This is a genomic window from Nitrospirota bacterium, from assembly GCA_013388455.1.
GTDB lineage: Bacteria > Nitrospirota > Thermodesulfovibrionia > Thermodesulfovibrionales > SM23-35 > JACAFF01.
Genome location: JACAFF010000022.1, coordinates 110,766 through 127,780, shown reverse-complemented (window position 1 = coordinate 127,780; position 17,015 = coordinate 110,766). Strand labels below are relative to the sequence as shown.

Sequence of the window (17,015 nt, the reverse complement as noted above, 5' to 3'; positions counted from 1 at the left end):
GATTCTTTAATATACATACTGTATGACTATCGGCAAAAAAATCCGCTCAAATACTCTATCCCCTGTTATTATTTGGTTTGGAGGCTGTGTCATAATAGTGAAAAGTGTCAATTTTTTATCGGCTTCACTGAATTGTTACTATGCTTTGTACCACATTAGCCAGAAAGTGGAAAATAGTTCCTGGAAGGATATTATTTGTTTTCATATAAAGCCAGCCCATAACGAGCGAAGGGAAAAAGCTAAGGAGTGATATCCACTCATGAGAGAATATCGCTTTAGGAAGATGTGCAATTGAAAAAAGTAGACTTACGAAAATAACCGCTTTAATGGTCTTACCCATTGAATCCTGTAGAAATCCCCTGAAAAAGAATTCTTCAGGTAAAGCAATCCCTATAAGTTGAAACAGGATTGCATACAGAGTAATCTTCCCTTCACTTTCTCCAAAGAGAAAATAGTAGGGGATTAAAATAAGAGCTGAAACACAAAGACCGATGGAAAGAGCCTTTAATGAAAATGCAATTTTAATCCTATGCCTGACAAATACCGGGTAGAGAATCATGAACAGAGGCAATATATTTAAGTAGTGAAAATTTGCAGGTCTTAATGAATATACGATAATAGAAATTATCAGCAGTAAAATATAACCTGATATGCTTTTAATGTTCATAGTCAATTAGTTTATAATAGTTTAAAATATTTATTTTTACTCTGAGAATGTCATTCCGAGCGAAGTGAGGAATCTTGTCTTTGAGATTGCTTCGTGCTAAAGCCCTCGCAATGACATTTTCAAGTCCTTCTGTTAACTAAAAATTATGCTGCAATTGTGGTATACTGTCAAAAATTATTTGTAAATATGTTTAGGCTTAGACATATAACCGCCGGTGAATCTCATGGTAAAGCTTTAACAGGAATCTTTGAAGGAATCCCTGCAGGGCTTCCAATCTCTTCAGAGGAGATTGACATCGAGCTCAAGAGAAGACAGGGAGGATATGGCCGTGGCGGGAGGATGAAGATAGAATCAGACCATGCAGAAATCCTTTCTGGTGTTAGATCAGGCAGAACCCTTGGTTCTCCTATAGCCATTCTTATTGAGAATAAAGATTATAAAAACTGGCAGGATGTTATGAGCGCAGAGCATAGAGCGCAGAGCATAGAGTTAGGGAAGATAACGCATCCTCGACCCGGTCATGCTGACCTTGCTGGTGTAATGAAATACGGCCATGATGACATAAGAAATATACTTGAGAGGTCAAGTGCTCGTGAGACAGCTATGAGAGTGGCTATTGGCGCAATAGCAAAGAAGTTTCTTTCAACTTTTAATATAAAGATAGGCAGCTATGTTATACAAATCGGAAGTCAGAAGTTGGAAGTCAGAAGTCAGAATTTCAGTGGAGAAGAATTTCAGAACATCTTTAAAAAAGCCGAGAAGTCTCCTGTTAGATGTCCTGATCAATCTGTTTCTAAAAAGATGATAAAGCTTATAGATGAAGCTATTAAAGATGGCAATTCTCTTGGAGGGATATTTGAGGTCTTTGCAATTGGTATGCCTGTTGGCCTTGGCAGTCATATCCAATGGGACAGACGCCTTGATGCAAGGCTTGCGTATGCATTGATGAGCATTCAGGCCATTAAAGGGGTGGAGATAGGTTTTGGATTTGAGATGAGCAGAAGATTTGGTTCAGAGGTTATGGATGAGATATTTTATGAACCTCTTAAGCCCCACCTTATCAAGGAGGGGGGTGGGGGGGGTAGTACCTCTGAACAGAATATAGCTGGTTTTTACAGAAATACAAACTTTGCAGGTGGGATTGAAGGTGGAATGACAAATGGTATGCCGGTTGTCCTGCGTGCTGCAATGAAACCAATCCCAACCCAGAGAAAGCCTCTCCACTCTGTTGATATAAAAACAAAAAAACAGGTTAAAGCTGTTTATGAACGTTCCGACATTTGCGCAGTCCCTGCTGCAGGTGTAATAGGGGAATCAATGGTTGCTCTCACTCTTGCAGATGCCTTTCTCGAAAAATTCGGCGGCGACAGTATGACCGAAACAAAACGCAATTACAAATCATATCTTAAATATATAAAAAATTATTAGCCTGCTATACTTCAGGCACGTTTAGTTTGATATAAAGCTCTCTGAGCTGCTTTGGATCAACAGGTGAAGGGCTGCCGCTCATGAGGCAGAATGCCTTTTGTGTTTTCGGGAATGCGATTACGTCTCTGATAGATGAAGCACCAACCATAATCATCACCAGACGATCAAATCCCAGAGCTATACCTCCATGTGGCGGAGTACCAAATTCAAGTGCATCCAGAAGGAAACCGAATTTCGACCGTGCCTCTTCTTCTGATATACCAAGTATTTCGAACATCTTCTTCTGAATATCACTCCTGTGAATACGTATACTGCCGCCTCCTATCTCATATCCATTGAGCACTATATCGTATGCCTTTGCTTTAAATGAAAGGAGCAAATCTTTATTACTTATATCACCTGAAAGCATTTTTTCAACATCATCATCTGTCGGTGATGTAAAAGGATGGTGCATTGCCTCAAAACGGTTTTCTTCATAATTCCATTCAAGCAGGGGGAAATCTGTGATCCAGACAAATTGATATCCCGCTTGTATGAGATTTAGCCTCCTGCCAAGTTCGAGTCTTATCCTGCTCAATACATCGTGGACAACCTTTTCATTATCAGCAACAAAGAGCATCAGATCCCCTTCTTCAGCCTCTAACCGTTGTGCCATCTGTTTAAGTATTTGATCAGAGAAGAATTTTATTATCGGGGATTCAAATCCATTTTTGACCTTTATCCATGCAAGACCTTTTGCTCCGTACGAGATAGCTTCTTCTGTCAACATATCTATTTCTTTTCTTGAAAGACTTGCCATTCCTTTGCCACAAATTGCCTTTACCCTTCCACCGGAATTAATGGCATCGAGAAATACCTTGAATTTACCGTTTACTACTAAATCAGCCATCTCTTTAAGCTCAAGGCTGAAACGCAGATCAGGCTTGTCATTCCCGAATCTCTCTATTGATTCATGAAAGCTCAACCTCTTAAATGGAATATCAAGAGCAATATTAAGGACATCTCTGAAGATGCGGTTCATCATGCCTTCAATGATTTCTATAATATTATTTTCTTTTACAAAAGACATCTCAAGATCAACCTGGGTGAATTCGGGCTGTCTGTCTGCACGCAAGTCTTCATCCCTGAAGCACTTGACTATCTGAAAATATTTTTCAAGACCAGAAATCATCAATATCTGTTTGAAGAGTTGAGGAGATTGAGGAAGTGCATAGAAATGTCCAGGATTCAGCCGACTTGGCACAAGATAATCGCGTGCACCTTCTGGTGTAGACTTGGTGAGCATCGGGGTTTCTATCTCGATGAACCCTTTTTCATCGAGGTAATCTCTTATCACTTTTGCGACTTTATGACGAATTATTAGATTCTGCTGCATTTCAGGCCTTCTGAGGTCAAGATAACGGTGTTTCAATCTCAGTGCCTCAGAGGCCTCTGCTGCATCTTCTATACTGAAAGGTAAAGTGGTTGATTCATTCAGAATATCGAGCTTATTTACATACATCTCAACTGTTCCTGTTTGCATGTAGGGATTTTCAGTGCCTTCTGGCCTTTTCCTGATTTCGCCTGAAACAGAGATGACATATTCACTTCTAAGGTTATGTGCCTGCTCATGGACAGCACCAGAGACATCAGTGCTAAAAACAACCTGTAATATCCCGCTTCTGTCACGAAGATCTATAAAGATGAGTCCTCCGTGGTCTCTGCGTCTGAAAACCCAACCACAAAGAGTTAAATTTTTACCGATGTCAGACTCGCGAATCTCTCCACATCCTTTATCACGAACCATAAATAATCCCCCTAATTTTTTTTATCTCTTCAGGTCTTAAAAATCTATATTTACCCGATGGAAGGTCTCCTAATTCTATGCCATCAATCTTAATCCTCTTAAGCTTTAAAACAGGATGCCCGATCTTTTCTAACATTCTTTTAATCTGTCTTTTTTTTCCTTCATATATTGTAAGTTCGAGCCAGGAATTATTCTCTGATTTTCTTATTATTTTTACCTTAGCAGGTGATGTTATCCAATCATCAAGTTTTATGCCCTTTCGTATTTTATCTAATTTATCATTTTCAGGGAGGTCTTTTACCTTAACAAGATATGTCTTTGGTATTTTTTTAGAAGGATGAAGAATCGCATGAGCAAAATCGCCGTCGTTAGTAAGTAGAAGCAGGCCTTCTGAATCGTAATCAAGTCTCCCTACAGGAAAGACTTTATATTTTATACCTTTTAAGAAATCTTTTACTGCTGGCCTTCCTTCAGGATCATGTAGTGTTGTTACAACATTCCTGGGTTTGTTAAATATCAAATAAACTTTTTGTTCAGGTTTGATAAGAAGTTTCCCGTCAACCTTAATGTGGTCTTTATTCGTGTCTGCTTTCATCCCGATATGTGCAATATGTCCATTCACCGTAACCCTGCCTTCAAGAATCAACTCCTCAGCTTTTCTTCTGGATGCAATACCCATCTCTGATATTATCTTTTGAAGTCTTTTTTCCATAAGAATAAATGATAACATAAAAACAATATAGATAATTATTGGCCAGAATATTTAGACCAAATTATCATTCATAAACTATGGCTAACAAGCATAGAATTTTTGCTCATTTTCGGTCTTTGACTTCCGAGGTATTTCGCCTCACTCCCCACTTTAATTCCCCCCTTGCTAAACCCGAATAATGCAGACATTGCTCAAAAATTTCTTTAACTCGATGAATTATCGGATTTATTTTAATTGTTTTATGGATAAAAATATTCGCAAAACCATTAGTTAAAGGAACACTAAGGTATCGAAAAATAAATTTTCTCGCAACATCTGCATTATTCAATTACATTTTTGGGTAAAGGGGGACTAAGGGGGAATTTATGAATTAAGTGGGTTAGAAATGTATATGTTAGAAAAGCAGATAGATTTTAGGATTAAGGGTTTTTCAGACTATTTATAAAGTCCCTGTTTTCAAAATACCAATCAACAGTTTTTTTAATACCTTCCTCAATAGTGGTTTTCGGATACCAGTTCAGGATCTTTCTGGATTTTTCTATATCTGCCCATGTTGCAACAACATCAGCAGGATGTCTCGGCAAAAAATTCAATACCGCCTTTTTACCTAAAGCCTCTTCAATAAGATGTATCACGTGGAGAAGTTCAATAGGGTTGTCATTGCCAAGATTGAAAATCTCGTAACCGAAAGGTTCAAGACAATGTAAAGTCCCATCAGCTATATCATCAACATATGAAAAATCTCTTTTTTGTTTTCCATCTCCAAAGACTTTAATGGGAATGCCATTGTCTATATTTTTGATGAATATGAATATGCTCATATCAGGCCTGCCCGCAGGCCCGTAAACAGTGAAGTATCTTGGAATGCTGATATCAAGTTTATACAAATAATGATAGCTATAACAAAGAACTTCAGCACCCTTCTTTGTTGCGGAATAAGGCGCAAGTGGGGAATCCGTTTTATCTGACTCCCTGAACGGCATCTCGTTAAGTCCATAAAGGCTCGAAGTGGATGCAAGAACGAATTTTTTTACTCCGTTGTCTTTGCAGCATTCAAGGAGGTTCAAAGTGCCTTTTGTGTTAGTTTCGAGATATACCCATGGATCTTCAACAGAAGCCCTCACCCCGGCTCTTGCAGCAAGATTGATAACCGCATCAATTTTGTGAGAGGAGAAAATTTTTTTAACTGTATTAAAATTTCCGATATCACATTTTTTAAAAATAAATTCTGCGCCCTTTTTAACTTTCAATTTTTTGCTTTTGACTTTTAACTGTTGGAGTCTCCATTCCTTCAAGCGTGGATCATAATAGTCGTTGATATTGTCTATCCCGATAACATTGATGTTATTATCAAGAAGTTTTTCAGATACCTTCCACCCGATGAAACCTCCACAGCCTGTTACAATAATAGTTTGCATGAATTCACTCCTAAATTAATTAATAGTCTAAACATTCTGTAAGAATCTTGATAATAGACTATACCCTTTTTTTAATCCATTCAATTGGATTAACTACAACAAATCCATTCTTCCCGTCTGAATAAACAACCTTTGAAATCCTTGCATTCAATATCATCCTCTTGCACATCATGCAAGGTTCGGAATTGCATTGACCACTCTCCTTATCAGTGCCAGCGATATACATTGTTGCTCCATTTAACTCATCTACAGAAGCACGGATGATTGCGTTTGCCTCTGCATGAACACTGTGACAGAGTTCATATCGTTCACCATGCGGGATCTGGAGTTCTTTTCTTGTGCATCTGCCTACTTCGAGACAATCTTTCATTCCTGCTGGAGCCCCATTATAACCAGTACTTACGATTATATTATCTTTTGTGATAACAGCCCCATATCTTCTTCTCAGACAGGTGGCTCTTGTTGAAACAACCTTAGCTATATTAATAAAGTATTCATCCCAATCGGGTCTGAGCTTCTTATGTTTTTTCATTGCCATTATAATAGCTCACATACTTATTGGCTTACAAGGAGGTAATTTTAGCAAGATTATTATGATAATGCATGGCGTTGCTTTGCTCTTCATCATGCTCTATACTATGACAAATAGATTATAACTAAATTCAGCGATAAGCAGCATAATCGCTTAATACATTGCTCCGCTCGGAATGACACCGCTTTATCACTGGATTTGAGTATAACTAAATTTCAGATTATTATTGATATATCGTGGAAATACAGGACATAGGTAAATTTCTAAAGAATCCTCTCCTATATGTCATAATCGGAATGTTTACTCAGCTATTCATAAAAAAACACAGGGTTAAAATTACTATCGTGATACTGGTATATTTTTATCTCATAAGCATAACTTTTACCGGATATGCCTTTTCTAAATTATGGAAGATAGAAGATACTTACAATAATAAAAAAGTGTATGACGCGGTAATAGTTCTTTCTGGAGTAAGTAATGCAGAATGGTATTTAGACAGGAAAGATTTGCCATATATAACAAATGACTTTTTCGCTGCCAATGAAAATTCTGACAGGCTGCTTGCAGGAGCATACTTTGTTAAAACAGGTCATGCGAAGCTTCTCCTTATTGGCGATTGGGTCTACGAGACATACAGTGAGGGTAAATATGTAAGCAAGCTTTTGGCTGATTTGGGACTAAGGGGTGAACAAGTGCATATTTATGGTCAGATTAAAAGAACGCTTGATGAAGTAAAAAGTATTAAGAAATATGTTGAAGAAAAGAAATTAAAAGAAATCTTGATTGTTACTTCTGAAATGCACATGCGCCGAGCTTTTGCAATGTTCAAAAAACAGAGCCTGCACCCCGATGTTTTTTCAGTAACTAAGGAGAGCGAATTTGACTGGGAGTCTTTTGTCCCGACCATTGATGGGTTAATAAAAACAGACAGGTTTTTTTATGAATTGATAGCCTATGGAGGATATTTTTTAAAAGGGGACATATAAAAAATTTAATTGAACAAACAACTTGAAAAGCACAGGAAACATGAAGAAGGAAGCGTAGTTTAGTGAGTAAGATGACCCTTCGGAAAAAGACATTAATAATAATACTGATTTCACTTATTTGTGCCATTTCCATTTTTTATATCTCAGCAAGAATTTTTCTCCTTGGAAGTTTTAAGAAACTTGAGGATAAGGATACTAAAAAGCACATTCAGATTGCTCTTCGTTCAATTGCCCACAGTCTTGAAGTTATAGACAGCAAAACAGGTGACTGGGCTAACTGGGATGACACATATGCTTTTATTCAAAACAGAAATCCTGAATATATCAAAACAAATCCATCAGATAAGACATTTTCAGAGCTTGAAATTAATGTCATGCTATTTATCAATTCATCAGGCAATATTGTTTACAGCAAAGCCTTTGATTTGTTGAATGGAAAAGAAATTTCTATGCCACAAAGCCTTCTTGCTCATCTTTCAGAAAACAGGCTGCTTTTAATGCATGATAATATTCAAAGCAAACACACAGGTATAATACTCCTCACAGAAGGGCCGATGTTGATTGCCTCGAGGCCTATTCTAACCAGTGAAGGCAAAGGACCTGTAAGGGGGGCACTAATATTCGGACGCTTTCTTGATGATGAAGAAATACAAAGAATAATTAAAGATATACAATTCCCAATTGCCTTTATACGTTTTGATTCTGTTGATATGCCAACAGATTTTAAGTCAGCAAAATCTTTACTATCAGAAGAAAAGCCAGTAGTTACAATACCGATAAATGACAAAAAAATATCAGGTTACACTATACTGAAGGATATTTACGGTAATCCTGCACTCATGCTGAGAGCAGACCTTGAAAGAGATATTTTTCAACACGGAACAAAGACAATATTTTCTTTCATATTTTTGCTGATTTTAATAGGATTGTTTTTAGGACTAATAATAATTTTGTTCTTAAATAAGCTGGTTTTGAATAGAATATTAGCTCTTAGCAAGAACGTAAGAAATATAGCCATAAAAAGAGACCTTACAATGCGTATCCCTGTTGAGGGTGGAGACGAATTATCAACCTTCTCCGAGGAGATGAACAGAATGCTCGAGGAATTGAACAGGGCAGATATGTTACTTCGTGAAAGTGAAGAGAAGTTCAGGGATATCTTTAAAAATGCAAACGATATGATACAGATTGTAGACGCAGAAGGAAGATTTTTAGATGTGAACAGGAAATGGTGCGAGACATTAGGTTACACAAAAGAAGAAGCAATGCAAATGCGCTTTACTGATATAGTAAGAAAAGATCAGATACCTCATTGCATCGAAACCTTTAAAAGAGTTGTAAATGGGGAAAGTATTGAGCATATGGAGACCGTTTATATTTCGAAAGACGGTAGGGAAATATATGTGGAGGGCAGTATAAATCCTTCGTTCAAAGGAAATAAATTTTCTATTTGCAGGGGAATTATGAGAGATATAACCATTCGTAAACAGATGGAGAAAAGATTAGAGCATCTTGCAGTGACAGATACTCTCACAAATACTTATAACAGGACAAAATTTGATGAAGTGATAAAAAAAGAAATCAGCAGAGTGAAAAGATACTCCCATCCCCTCTCCCTGATAATGTTTGATGTCGACCACTTTAAAAGAATTAATGACACACATGGGCATATATACGGTGATTATGTATTAAAGACACTGACGAACATAGTAAAAGAAAACATGAGGGAAACCGATTATCTCATAAGGTGGGGTGGAGAAGAATTTATAATTCTCTCTCCTAATACGGATCTAAATAATGCAAAGGTGTTGTCAGAGAGGATTCGTAAGGCAGTTGAGGAATACAGTTTTGAGAAAAATCAAAAGGTAACAGTAAGTTTCGGTGTAACAGAATTCAGACAATACGACATTGAAGATACTTTTGTGAAGAGAGCAGATGATGCATTATATAAGGCAAAGGAAGCAGGCAGGAATCGTGTTGAGGTGAGCATATGAAAATTGGCGTCCCCAACGGGATTTGAACCCGTGTTACCGCCTTGAAAGGGCGATGTCCTCGGCCGAGCTAGACGATGGGGACGCATGTGGTGAGCCGCGTTGGATTCGAACCAACGACCCACGCCTTAAAAGGGCGTTGCTCTACCTGCTGAGCTAGCGGCCCGAAATTAGATTTTTAATTTACCCTGTTTAAAGGTTGATTGTCAAATTTTCGAAAATTCTGCTAAGTCATTAAACATGCTTCTTTGTATACGGCAGTAATCCACCTGAAAGAATAATCTGTTTTTCCCTTTCATTTAGATTAGATTCTAATTCGAAATAAAAAATTTTAGTAAGATCTTGCACAGCATATTGTTGATTACCTGTTATTGACTGTTTAATATTTTGTATAATCAGTATATCACCTTGTTCAATCTTCTCATAATCACCAGCATTCTTGAAAAGCAGAGGAATTATACCAAAGTTTATCAAATTTGAGCGATGAATCCTGGCAAAGGATTTTGCTATTACAGCCTGAATCCCTAGAAACATGGGTGCGATTGCAGCATGTTCTCTTGAAGAGCCCTGCCCATAATTTTCACCACCAACAATAATCCCTCCACCCTTTTCCTTTGCCTCTTTTGCCCTTGCACTGAAGGTATTATCGATAGTATGGAAAACATATTCTGATATTGCAGGAATGTTAGAACGTAATGGAAGTATCATTGAACCAGCAGGCATGATATCGTCTGTAGTAATATTGTCCCCGAGCTTCAGTAAAACTTCTGATTCTATTGTATTGCCTATAGAATCTTTTATAGGAGCCTCCTTGATATTTGGCCCCTTTATGACTTGAATATCATGTGTATCTTGCCGCGGCTTTATAATCATATTGTCATTAATAAAATAATGTGAAGGTTCACTGGATTTTTCAATGCTGATACCAGAATAACGCGGATCAACAATTTCTCCTTTCAATGAAAAGACAGCACAAGAGATTGCACTTGCAAGATAGACAAAAGCATCTTTATTGCCGCTTCTTCCTTTAAAATTTCTGTTATATGAACGGATGGATATCTGACCTGTGCCAGGAGCCCCTCCCATACCAATGCATGGGCCGCAAGAACATTCGAGTATGCGAGCACCAGCAGCTATCATGTGCTGGAGGAATCCTTTCCGTGCAAGCATCTCGTAAACCTGTTTTGAACCGGGGTTTATAAGCAGGTTCACCCCTTTTGCAACTGTATTACTCCTGAGGATAGATGCAACAGTTTTCATAATCTGTAATGAGGAATTTGTGCAACTGCCGATGCATACCTGATCAATTTTTGTCCCTGCAATTGTTCTAATCGGGACTACATTGTCAGGACTGTGAGGCATAGCTATCATCGGTTCAATCGAGCTTAAATCAATATTGATAATCTCAGAATATTGAGCATCCTTATCAGCCTGCAGTTCAATCCATTCAGATTCTCTTCCCTGTGCCTTAAGGAAATATCTCGTCCTTTGATCACTCGGGAAAATGGATGTTGTAGCTCCCAGCTCTGCCCCCATGTTAGTTATAGTCGCTCTTTCAGGGACGCTAAGGTCTTTTATACCAGGGCCTCCATATTCAATTATCTTCCCAACGCCACCTTTTACTGTAAGTTGCCTCAATATTTCCAGAATTACATCCATAGCAGTAACCCATGGCCTGTTAAGTTTTCCCTTTAATCGAACAAGAGCAATTTGGGGCATATTTATCTCAAAGGGTAACCCAGCCATAACTGTAGCTGCATCAAGTCCCCCAACGCCGATTGCAATCATGCCTATGCCTCCTCCTGTTGGAGTGTGGCTGTCAGTTCCTAATGCAATTTTCCCAGGAGAAGCAAAACGTTCTAAGTGAATCTGATGGCTTATCCCATTGCCCGGTCTTGAAAAGAAAGCCCCATAGCGTCCTGCTACAGTTTCGAGAAAAAGGTGATCATCTGGATTCATGTAATTTGATTGAATCATGTTGTGATCTACATAAGAAACAGCTAAAGGAACTTTTACCCTGTCTATACCAATAGCCTCGAACTGAAGCCATGCCATAGTACCTGTTGCATCCTGTGTATATACATGGTCAACTTTTAATCCAACAGTGTTGCCGGTTTTCAGATCTCCGTATATCTTGTGTGTCTCAAAAATCTTTTCAACAATATTTTTTCCCAAAATCAACCTCCAGATATTAAGGTTTTTATTTTAATGTAATATTTCAATTAATGATTAAAATTTACCATATAAGGTTTAATAAAATCCAAAATGGCATTATTTGATTTAAAGAGGCCATGACTCTTGAGATTAAATAAAAATAGATATAAAATATAGCAAAAATCTACAGATGGAGACCCAAATGAATTTTTTTCAATACCGCTCTGATAAGTTGTTTGTAGAAGAAATTCCTTTAAAAACACTTGCTGAAAAATACGGTACACCTCTTTATGTTTACAGTTACAAAACACTTTTGAGACATTTTAAGGCTTATGATGAAGCATTCAATGATTTTCCACACGTTATTTGTTTTGCAGTCAAGGCAAATTCTAATGTTGCTATACTGAGACTATTTGCAAAAAACGGTTCAGGTGCAGATATTGTTTCTGGTGGGGAACTCTTTGTTGCTCTTAAAGCAGGGATCCCCGCTTCAAAAATAGTTTATGCAGGCGTAGGAAAGACAGAAGAGGAGATACGCTTTGCGATTAAATCAAAGATACTAATGTTCAATGTAGAATCTGAAGATGAATTAAGAGAGATTGACAGGGTAGCAGGTAAGATGAATAAGAAGGCTCCAATAGCATTGAGAATAAATCCTGATATTGATCCTGAGACACATCCTTATATAACAACAGGACTGAAGAAACACAAATTCGGTATACCAATAGAAAATGCCCTGGAATATTATAAGCTTGCCTTGAGATTGAAGAATATCAATGTCATTGGAATACATAAGCATATAGGTTCGCAGATTACTAAGATTTCGCCATTTGTTGATGCATTAAAGAGAGTGCTTATTCTTATAGACGAGCTTAACCTTCAGGGCGCAAAGATACAGTACCTCGATGCAGGTGGTGGACTCGGAATTACTTACAAAGATGAAGAGCCACCAGTCCCTAAAGACCTTGCAAAAAATCTTATACCTTTGCTTAATGGAAGAAAGCTGACTCTTCTTATAGAACCGGGTAGGTCTATAGTCGGAAATGCTGGAGTGCTTATTACAAAAGTTTTATATCTAAAAAAAGGTGCAGAGAAAGAGTTTGTAATCGTTGATGCAGGTATGAATGATCTTATAAGACCTTCCTACTATGGTGCATATCATGCTATTCTTCCTGTGGAGAAAAAGAAGAGGGATACTATTGTCTGTGATGTTGTTGGCCCAATATGTGAATCGAGTGATTTTCTTGCAAAAGACAGAAAAATGAAGGCAGTCAAAAAGGGAGAATACCTTGCTGTTATGAGCGCAGGAGCTTATGGATTTTCAATGAGTTCAAACTATAATAGCCGACCAAGGGCTGCAGAAGTAATGGTTAAAGGTAGAGACTGTTTTATGATAAGGGAACGCGAAACTTATAGTGATATTATCTTAAAAAATAAAATCCCGGTATTTTTAAAATGATATCAATTTAAAAATTTAGACTGTATCGCTATCTTAGCATGTGCAGAATATCTCGATTTATGAATATGAAATGAAGATTTAAGAGGTATCTCGAATAATTCAGTTGGCTATTATAAAATAAGATGAAAATACACTTCACAAAGATGCATGGTCTTGGTAATGATTTCATACTTGTGGATTGTATTACCCAGAAATGCGAAATACAACTTTTCAATGATTACCATTACCAAAAGGGGGGGAGAGGAGAAGAGGGGTTATCTTTTGCTGAATTAGCAAAAAACTTATGTGATAGACGGTTTGGCATTGGAGCTGATCAGATACTTTTACTTGAGAAGTCAGCTATTGCAGATTTTCTAATGAGGATTTTTAATGCTGATGGTAGTGAAGTCGAGATGTGTGGGAATGGAATACGTTGCCTCGCTAAATACATCTGGGATAGAAATCTTTCAAATAATACTAATATGCTTAAAATTGAAACACTTGCAGGCATAATCAAACCAGAGAAAGCAGGAGACATGGTGAAGGTTGATATGGGAGAGCCGTTCTTTGAACCTGAAAAAATACCGGTAAAAATAAAGAAATCAGAAGTCGGAAATCAGAAGTCAGAAGAAGCAAAGATGGTCACCGATTATCCTTTACAGGTCTCTGACAGGGAATTCAAAATTACCTGTGTTTCCATGGGAAATCCTCATGCAGTTATTGTTCTTGAAAATGTATCTGATTTCCCTGTAGCCTATTATGGTCCTCAAATAGAGACTCATCAAATTTTCCCTAATAGAACGAATGTAGAATTTATTCAGATAATAAATCCCCATGAAATTAAAATGCGTGTGTGGGAAAGGGGAGCAGGTGAAACTATGGCGTGTGGAACTGGTGCCTGTGCTGCAGCTGTAGCATCACATCTGAAAGGTCTTACAGAAAGAATTTTAACTGTCCACCTGCAAGGTGGAGATCTTTTCATAGAATGGGCAGGTGATAACCATGTTTACATGACCGGTCCTGCTGTTGAAGTTTATAAGGGAATTATAGAAATTTAACCGATGTAAAAATGGAGGGCGATATGTTTAGAGGATCAATCGTTGCAATCGTAACACCTTTTAAAAGAGGCAAGGTTGACGAAAAAGCGCTTGGAGACCTTATAGAGTGGCATATATCTCAGGGAACCAATGCTATTGTGCCATGCGGGACAACGGGCGAATCAGCAACACTTGATTATAAAGAGCATTATAGGGTCATAGATTTTACTGTAAAAACTGTTAACAAAAAGATTCCTGTTATAGCTGGAACAGGAGCAAATTCTACTGACGAGACGATAGAGATTACAAAGCATGCTAAAAAATCAGGAGCTGACGCTGTACTGCTTGTTGCACCTTACTATAATAAACCTACACAGGAAGGTATTTACAGGCACTATAAAACAGTTGCTGAAAAAGTTGATATTCCTATCGTGTTGTATAATGTGCCTGGAAGGACTGCTGTTAATATACTTCCTGCGACTGTAGCACGTCTCGCAGAGATCAGTAACATAGTCGCAATTAAAGAAGCTTCAGGCGATATGAAGCAGGTTAGTGAGCTTATTAGACTATGTGGAGATAAGATAACAGTTATATCCGGGGATGACTTTACAACTCTGCCTTTGCTTGCACTTGGGGGGAAGGGTGTAATATCTGTTTCTGCGAATGTAACCCCCAAGATGGTCTCGCAGATGTGTTCATTATGGCTTAAGGGTCAATATGAAAAGGCAAGAGAGATACATTACAGACTTGAACCTCTGAATGCAGCAATGTTTATAGAAACCAATCCGATTCCAGTTAAAACAGCTCTTGCAATGATGGGAAAAATTCAGGAAGAATTCAGGCTTCCTCTCTGTGAGATGTCACAGGGCAATAAAGATAAACTAAGAAAAGTTCTGACGGATTTAAAACTTATATAGATGAAAATTTAAGGCTGAAGATATCTTTCAATAATATCGAGGTTGAGATATTTTACTGCCATTTTTTCGAATGTGCTGCTTTCAAAATCTTTTAGATATGGAAATATGCCTAATAAGGGGACAGGACTGATTTTGCTTATAATGTCAGGATTTGTTTCTTCGGCAAGAGTATATTCAGGTGGGTGGTGATTATTTAAGATAATTCCTGCTACTTGCAATCCTTCTTTTAAGGCGTAATTGAGTGTGAGAAGGGTATGGTTGATTGTTCCGAGTCCAGGTTTTGCAACAATAATTAATGGAAGACCGAATTCCTTAGCAAGGTTAAGCACAAAATAGTCTTTTTTTATGGGGACAAGCAATCCGCCAATTCCTTCAACTATAACAGCATAATATTTTTTTGTGAGATTTATATAAGCTTTTTTTATATTTTCGAGATCGACAGTTATTCCTTCTATTTCAGAAGCCGGAAAGGGTGCGAGTGGACTTTGAAAGCAGCATGGTGAAATATGTCTGATATTCTCCTCCATATGTGCCATTGTTTTTATCAACATTCCATCAGAAGGTATAAAAACGTCACCTTCCTTTAAACACCCTGTTTCAATCGGCTTCATGCCCCCTGCTTTTTTACCGAGTAGATTTACTGCTTTAATAAGAGCTACTGTGATGATAGTTTTACCAACCCCAGTATCAGTTCCAGTTATGAAAAAACCTTTCGACATAATCTCATATTATAATTTTAAACCCTTATCTTTACCAATGCCTCGATAAATCTTTCAATGTCTTCGTCTGTATGTGCTGCAGTAATTGTTATCCTTATACGAGGTTCTTGCACAGTTGGAGGTCTGATAGCAGGAGCATAAATTCCGAGATTAAAAAGATGTGATGATATTCTAATGGTATTTTCTATACTCCCTGTTTTTAAAGGAATTATAGGTGTTTCGCTTCCCATAATATCATATCCCATTTGTTGAAGCCTGTTAGCTACCTTATTCCTGTTAATCCATAATTTTTCAATTATGGCAGGATTGTTCTCAATAAATTTTAGAGCAGCTATAGATGCAGCAATAACACAAGAGGGCAAGGCTGTTGAATAAATAAAACTTCTTGCATTATTTGTAACCCATTGTATTATGTTTTCGCTCCCGACGAGAAAAGCACCATATGAGCCAAATGCTTTTGAAAATGTCCCCATTTGAATAATCCACGGGTCAGGTTTGATATTAAAATGAGCAAGGCTTCCCTTGCCTTTTCCAAGAACTCCGGTTGCATGGGCATCATCTATATACAGAAATGCCTCATATTTTTGACATAGAGTGCATAGCTCCTTTATTGGGGCAATATCTCCATCCATACTAAATACACTATCAGTTGCGATAATCTTCTTTTTTTTGCCTGCTGTTCTTAATAATTCTTCAGCATGAGATATATCTTTATGTTTGTAAATTAAAGTGTTCGATTTGCTGAGTCTACAGCCATCTATAATGCTCGCATGATTTAATTGGTCGCTTAAAATTACAGTATTTTCATCAGTAATGGCCGGTATGATACCAATATTTGCAGCATAGCCGGAATTGAATAGAAGTGCTGATTCAGTCTCTTTAAATAATGCAATATTCTTTTCAAGTTCTTTATGAAGGATGCTCCCCCCGCTAAGGAGTCTGGATGCGCCAGCTCCATACCCATATATATATAAGAAATGTCTTACAGCTTCAATTATTATAGGGTGATTCGTTAGTCCAAGATAATCATTAGAGGAGAAATTTATATATTCAACGTTATTGAATTTGATTCTCGGTCCCTGAGTTGATTCCCTGTCTTTTATTGTCCTGAAGAGACTTTTTTCCTTTAAAATTCTTAGTTTTTCGTAAAACATAACTATTTAATTGTAACACAACATTTTCAATTAAAATTAAGTAAGGCTTGATTTAAAGTTAAAATTAAAAATTTAA

General features: G+C 37.4%; 14 protein-coding genes and 2 tRNA genes. 6 read left to right on the top strand and 10 right to left on the bottom strand.

Annotation, left to right across the window (positions count from 1 at the left end):
* Nucleotides 1–124: 124 nt before the first annotated feature.
* Entirely contained in the window at nt 125–559 is a 435-nt protein-coding gene (locus HXY53_05460; GenBank protein ID NWF76007.1) for a CPBP family intramembrane metalloprotease, read from the bottom strand.
* A 294-nt stretch (nt 560–853) separates the two neighbouring features.
* On the opposite strand from HXY53_05460, the gene aroC reads away from it, so the two are divergent.
* Complete coding sequence (gene aroC / locus HXY53_05455; GenBank protein ID NWF76006.1) at nt 854–2,095, top strand: chorismate synthase; 1,242 nt, start codon at nt 854–856, stop codon at nt 2,093–2,095.
* A 4-nt stretch (nt 2,096–2,099) separates the two neighbouring features.
* Here aroC and aspS read toward each other — a convergent pair whose 3' ends face one another.
* The 4 genes from aspS to HXY53_05435 all read right to left on the bottom strand — a co-directional run bounded on the left by aspS (nt 2,100) and on the right by HXY53_05435 (nt 6,543).
* Complete coding sequence (gene aspS / locus HXY53_05450) at nt 2,100–3,881, bottom strand: aspartate--tRNA ligase (protein NWF76005.1); 1,782 nt, start codon at nt 3,879–3,881, stop codon at nt 2,100–2,102.
* Nucleotides 3,871–4,593, bottom strand: coding sequence for an rRNA pseudouridine synthase (locus HXY53_05445; protein ID NWF76004.1), 723 nt, complete (start codon nt 4,591–4,593; stop codon nt 3,871–3,873). Before HXY53_05445 ends, aspS begins: the two co-directional genes overlap by 11 nt.
* Nucleotides 4,594–5,012: 419 nt before the next feature.
* The gene (locus HXY53_05440) at nt 5,013–6,011 is read right to left on the bottom strand and encodes a GDP-mannose 4,6-dehydratase (protein ID NWF76003.1); all 999 of its coding nucleotides are present in this window, start codon (nt 6,009–6,011) and stop codon (nt 5,013–5,015) included.
* Between the two features lie 58 nt (nt 6,012–6,069).
* Nucleotides 6,070–6,543 (bottom strand): dCMP deaminase family protein, encoded by a 474-nt coding sequence (locus HXY53_05435; GenBank protein NWF76002.1) that lies wholly within the window; start codon nt 6,541–6,543, stop codon nt 6,070–6,072.
* Between the two features lie 236 nt (nt 6,544–6,779).
* Between HXY53_05435 and HXY53_05430 the strand changes: the two genes are divergently transcribed.
* Nucleotides 6,780–7,529, top strand: coding sequence for a YdcF family protein (locus HXY53_05430; GenBank protein NWF76001.1), 750 nt, complete (start codon nt 6,780–6,782; stop codon nt 7,527–7,529).
* Nucleotides 7,530–7,600: 71 nt separating this feature from the next.
* Nucleotides 7,601–9,523, top strand: a complete 1,923-nt coding sequence (locus HXY53_05425) for a diguanylate cyclase (GenBank protein NWF76000.1) — start codon at nt 7,601–7,603, stop codon at nt 9,521–9,523.
* A 4-nt stretch (nt 9,524–9,527) separates the two neighbouring features.
* On the opposite strand, the gene HXY53_05420 is transcribed toward HXY53_05425, so the two are convergent.
* From HXY53_05420 to HXY53_05410, 3 genes are all read right to left on the bottom strand, one after another.
* Nucleotides 9,528–9,605 (bottom strand) — tRNA-Glu (locus HXY53_05420).
* 5 nt (nt 9,606–9,610) lie between these two features.
* Nucleotides 9,611–9,686, bottom strand: a tRNA-Lys gene (locus tag HXY53_05415).
* 68 nt (nt 9,687–9,754) lie between these two features.
* The gene (locus HXY53_05410; GenBank protein ID NWF75999.1) at nt 9,755–11,695 is read right to left on the bottom strand and encodes an aconitate hydratase; all 1,941 of its coding nucleotides are present in this window, start codon (nt 11,693–11,695) and stop codon (nt 9,755–9,757) included.
* A gap of 181 nt (nt 11,696–11,876) precedes the next feature.
* Between HXY53_05410 and lysA the strand changes: the two genes are divergently transcribed.
* The 3 genes from lysA (at nt 11,877) to HXY53_05395 (ending at nt 15,066) form a co-directional block, all read left to right on the top strand.
* Nucleotides 11,877–13,133: a diaminopimelate decarboxylase gene (gene lysA / locus HXY53_05405; protein ID NWF75998.1), complete on the top strand. Its 1,257-nt coding sequence runs from the start codon at nt 11,877–11,879 to the stop codon at nt 13,131–13,133.
* Nucleotides 13,134–13,261: 128 nt separating this feature from the next.
* On the top strand, nt 13,262–14,170 hold the full coding sequence (locus HXY53_05400) for a diaminopimelate epimerase (protein NWF75997.1): 909 nt from the start codon (nt 13,262–13,264) through the stop codon (nt 14,168–14,170).
* A gap of 23 nt (nt 14,171–14,193) precedes the next feature.
* Entirely contained in the window at nt 14,194–15,066 is an 873-nt protein-coding gene (locus tag HXY53_05395; protein ID NWF75996.1) for a 4-hydroxy-tetrahydrodipicolinate synthase, read from the top strand.
* Nucleotides 15,067–15,074: 8 nt separating this feature from the next.
* Here the strand turns inward: HXY53_05395 and bioD are convergent, their stop codons facing one another.
* Together bioD and bioF are read right to left on the bottom strand one after the other, a co-directional pair.
* Nucleotides 15,075–15,785: a dethiobiotin synthase gene (bioD, locus tag HXY53_05390; GenBank protein NWF75995.1), complete on the bottom strand. Its 711-nt coding sequence runs from the start codon at nt 15,783–15,785 to the stop codon at nt 15,075–15,077.
* A 17-nt stretch (nt 15,786–15,802) separates the two neighbouring features.
* Nucleotides 15,803–16,939, bottom strand: coding sequence for an 8-amino-7-oxononanoate synthase (gene bioF, locus HXY53_05385; GenBank protein ID NWF75994.1), 1,137 nt, complete (start codon nt 16,937–16,939; stop codon nt 15,803–15,805).
* Nucleotides 16,940–17,015 lie beyond the last annotated feature (76 nt).

What these genes read in the sequence shown, in the direction of transcription:
- HXY53_05460 (NWF76007.1), bottom strand. Translation starts at nt 559, where the DNA reads ATGATTCTCTACCCGGTATTTGTCAGGCATAGGATTAAAATTGCATTT.
- aroC (NWF76006.1), top strand. Translation starts at nt 854, where the DNA reads ATGTTTAGGCTTAGACATATAACCGCCGGTGAATCTCATGGTAAAGCT.
- aspS (NWF76005.1), bottom strand. Translation starts at nt 3,881, where the DNA reads ATGGTTCGTGATAAAGGATGTGGAGAGATTCGCGAGTCTGACATCGGT.
- HXY53_05445 (NWF76004.1), bottom strand. Translation starts at nt 4,593, where the DNA reads ATGGAAAAAAGACTTCAAAAGATAATATCAGAGATGGGTATTGCATCC.
- HXY53_05440 (NWF76003.1), bottom strand. Translation starts at nt 6,011, where the DNA reads ATGCAAACTATTATTGTAACAGGCTGTGGAGGTTTCATCGGGTGGAAG.
- HXY53_05435 (NWF76002.1), bottom strand. Translation starts at nt 6,543, where the DNA reads ATGAAAAAACATAAGAAGCTCAGACCCGATTGGGATGAATACTTTATT.
- HXY53_05425 (NWF76000.1), top strand. Translation starts at nt 7,601, where the DNA reads ATGACCCTTCGGAAAAAGACATTAATAATAATACTGATTTCACTTATT.
- lysA (NWF75998.1), top strand. Translation starts at nt 11,877, where the DNA reads ATGAATTTTTTTCAATACCGCTCTGATAAGTTGTTTGTAGAAGAAATT.
- HXY53_05395 (NWF75996.1), top strand. Translation starts at nt 14,194, where the DNA reads ATGTTTAGAGGATCAATCGTTGCAATCGTAACACCTTTTAAAAGAGGC.
- bioD (NWF75995.1), bottom strand. Translation starts at nt 15,785, where the DNA reads ATGTCGAAAGGTTTTTTCATAACTGGAACTGATACTGGGGTTGGTAAA.
- bioF (NWF75994.1), bottom strand. Translation starts at nt 16,939, where the DNA reads ATGTTTTACGAAAAACTAAGAATTTTAAAGGAAAAAAGTCTCTTCAGG.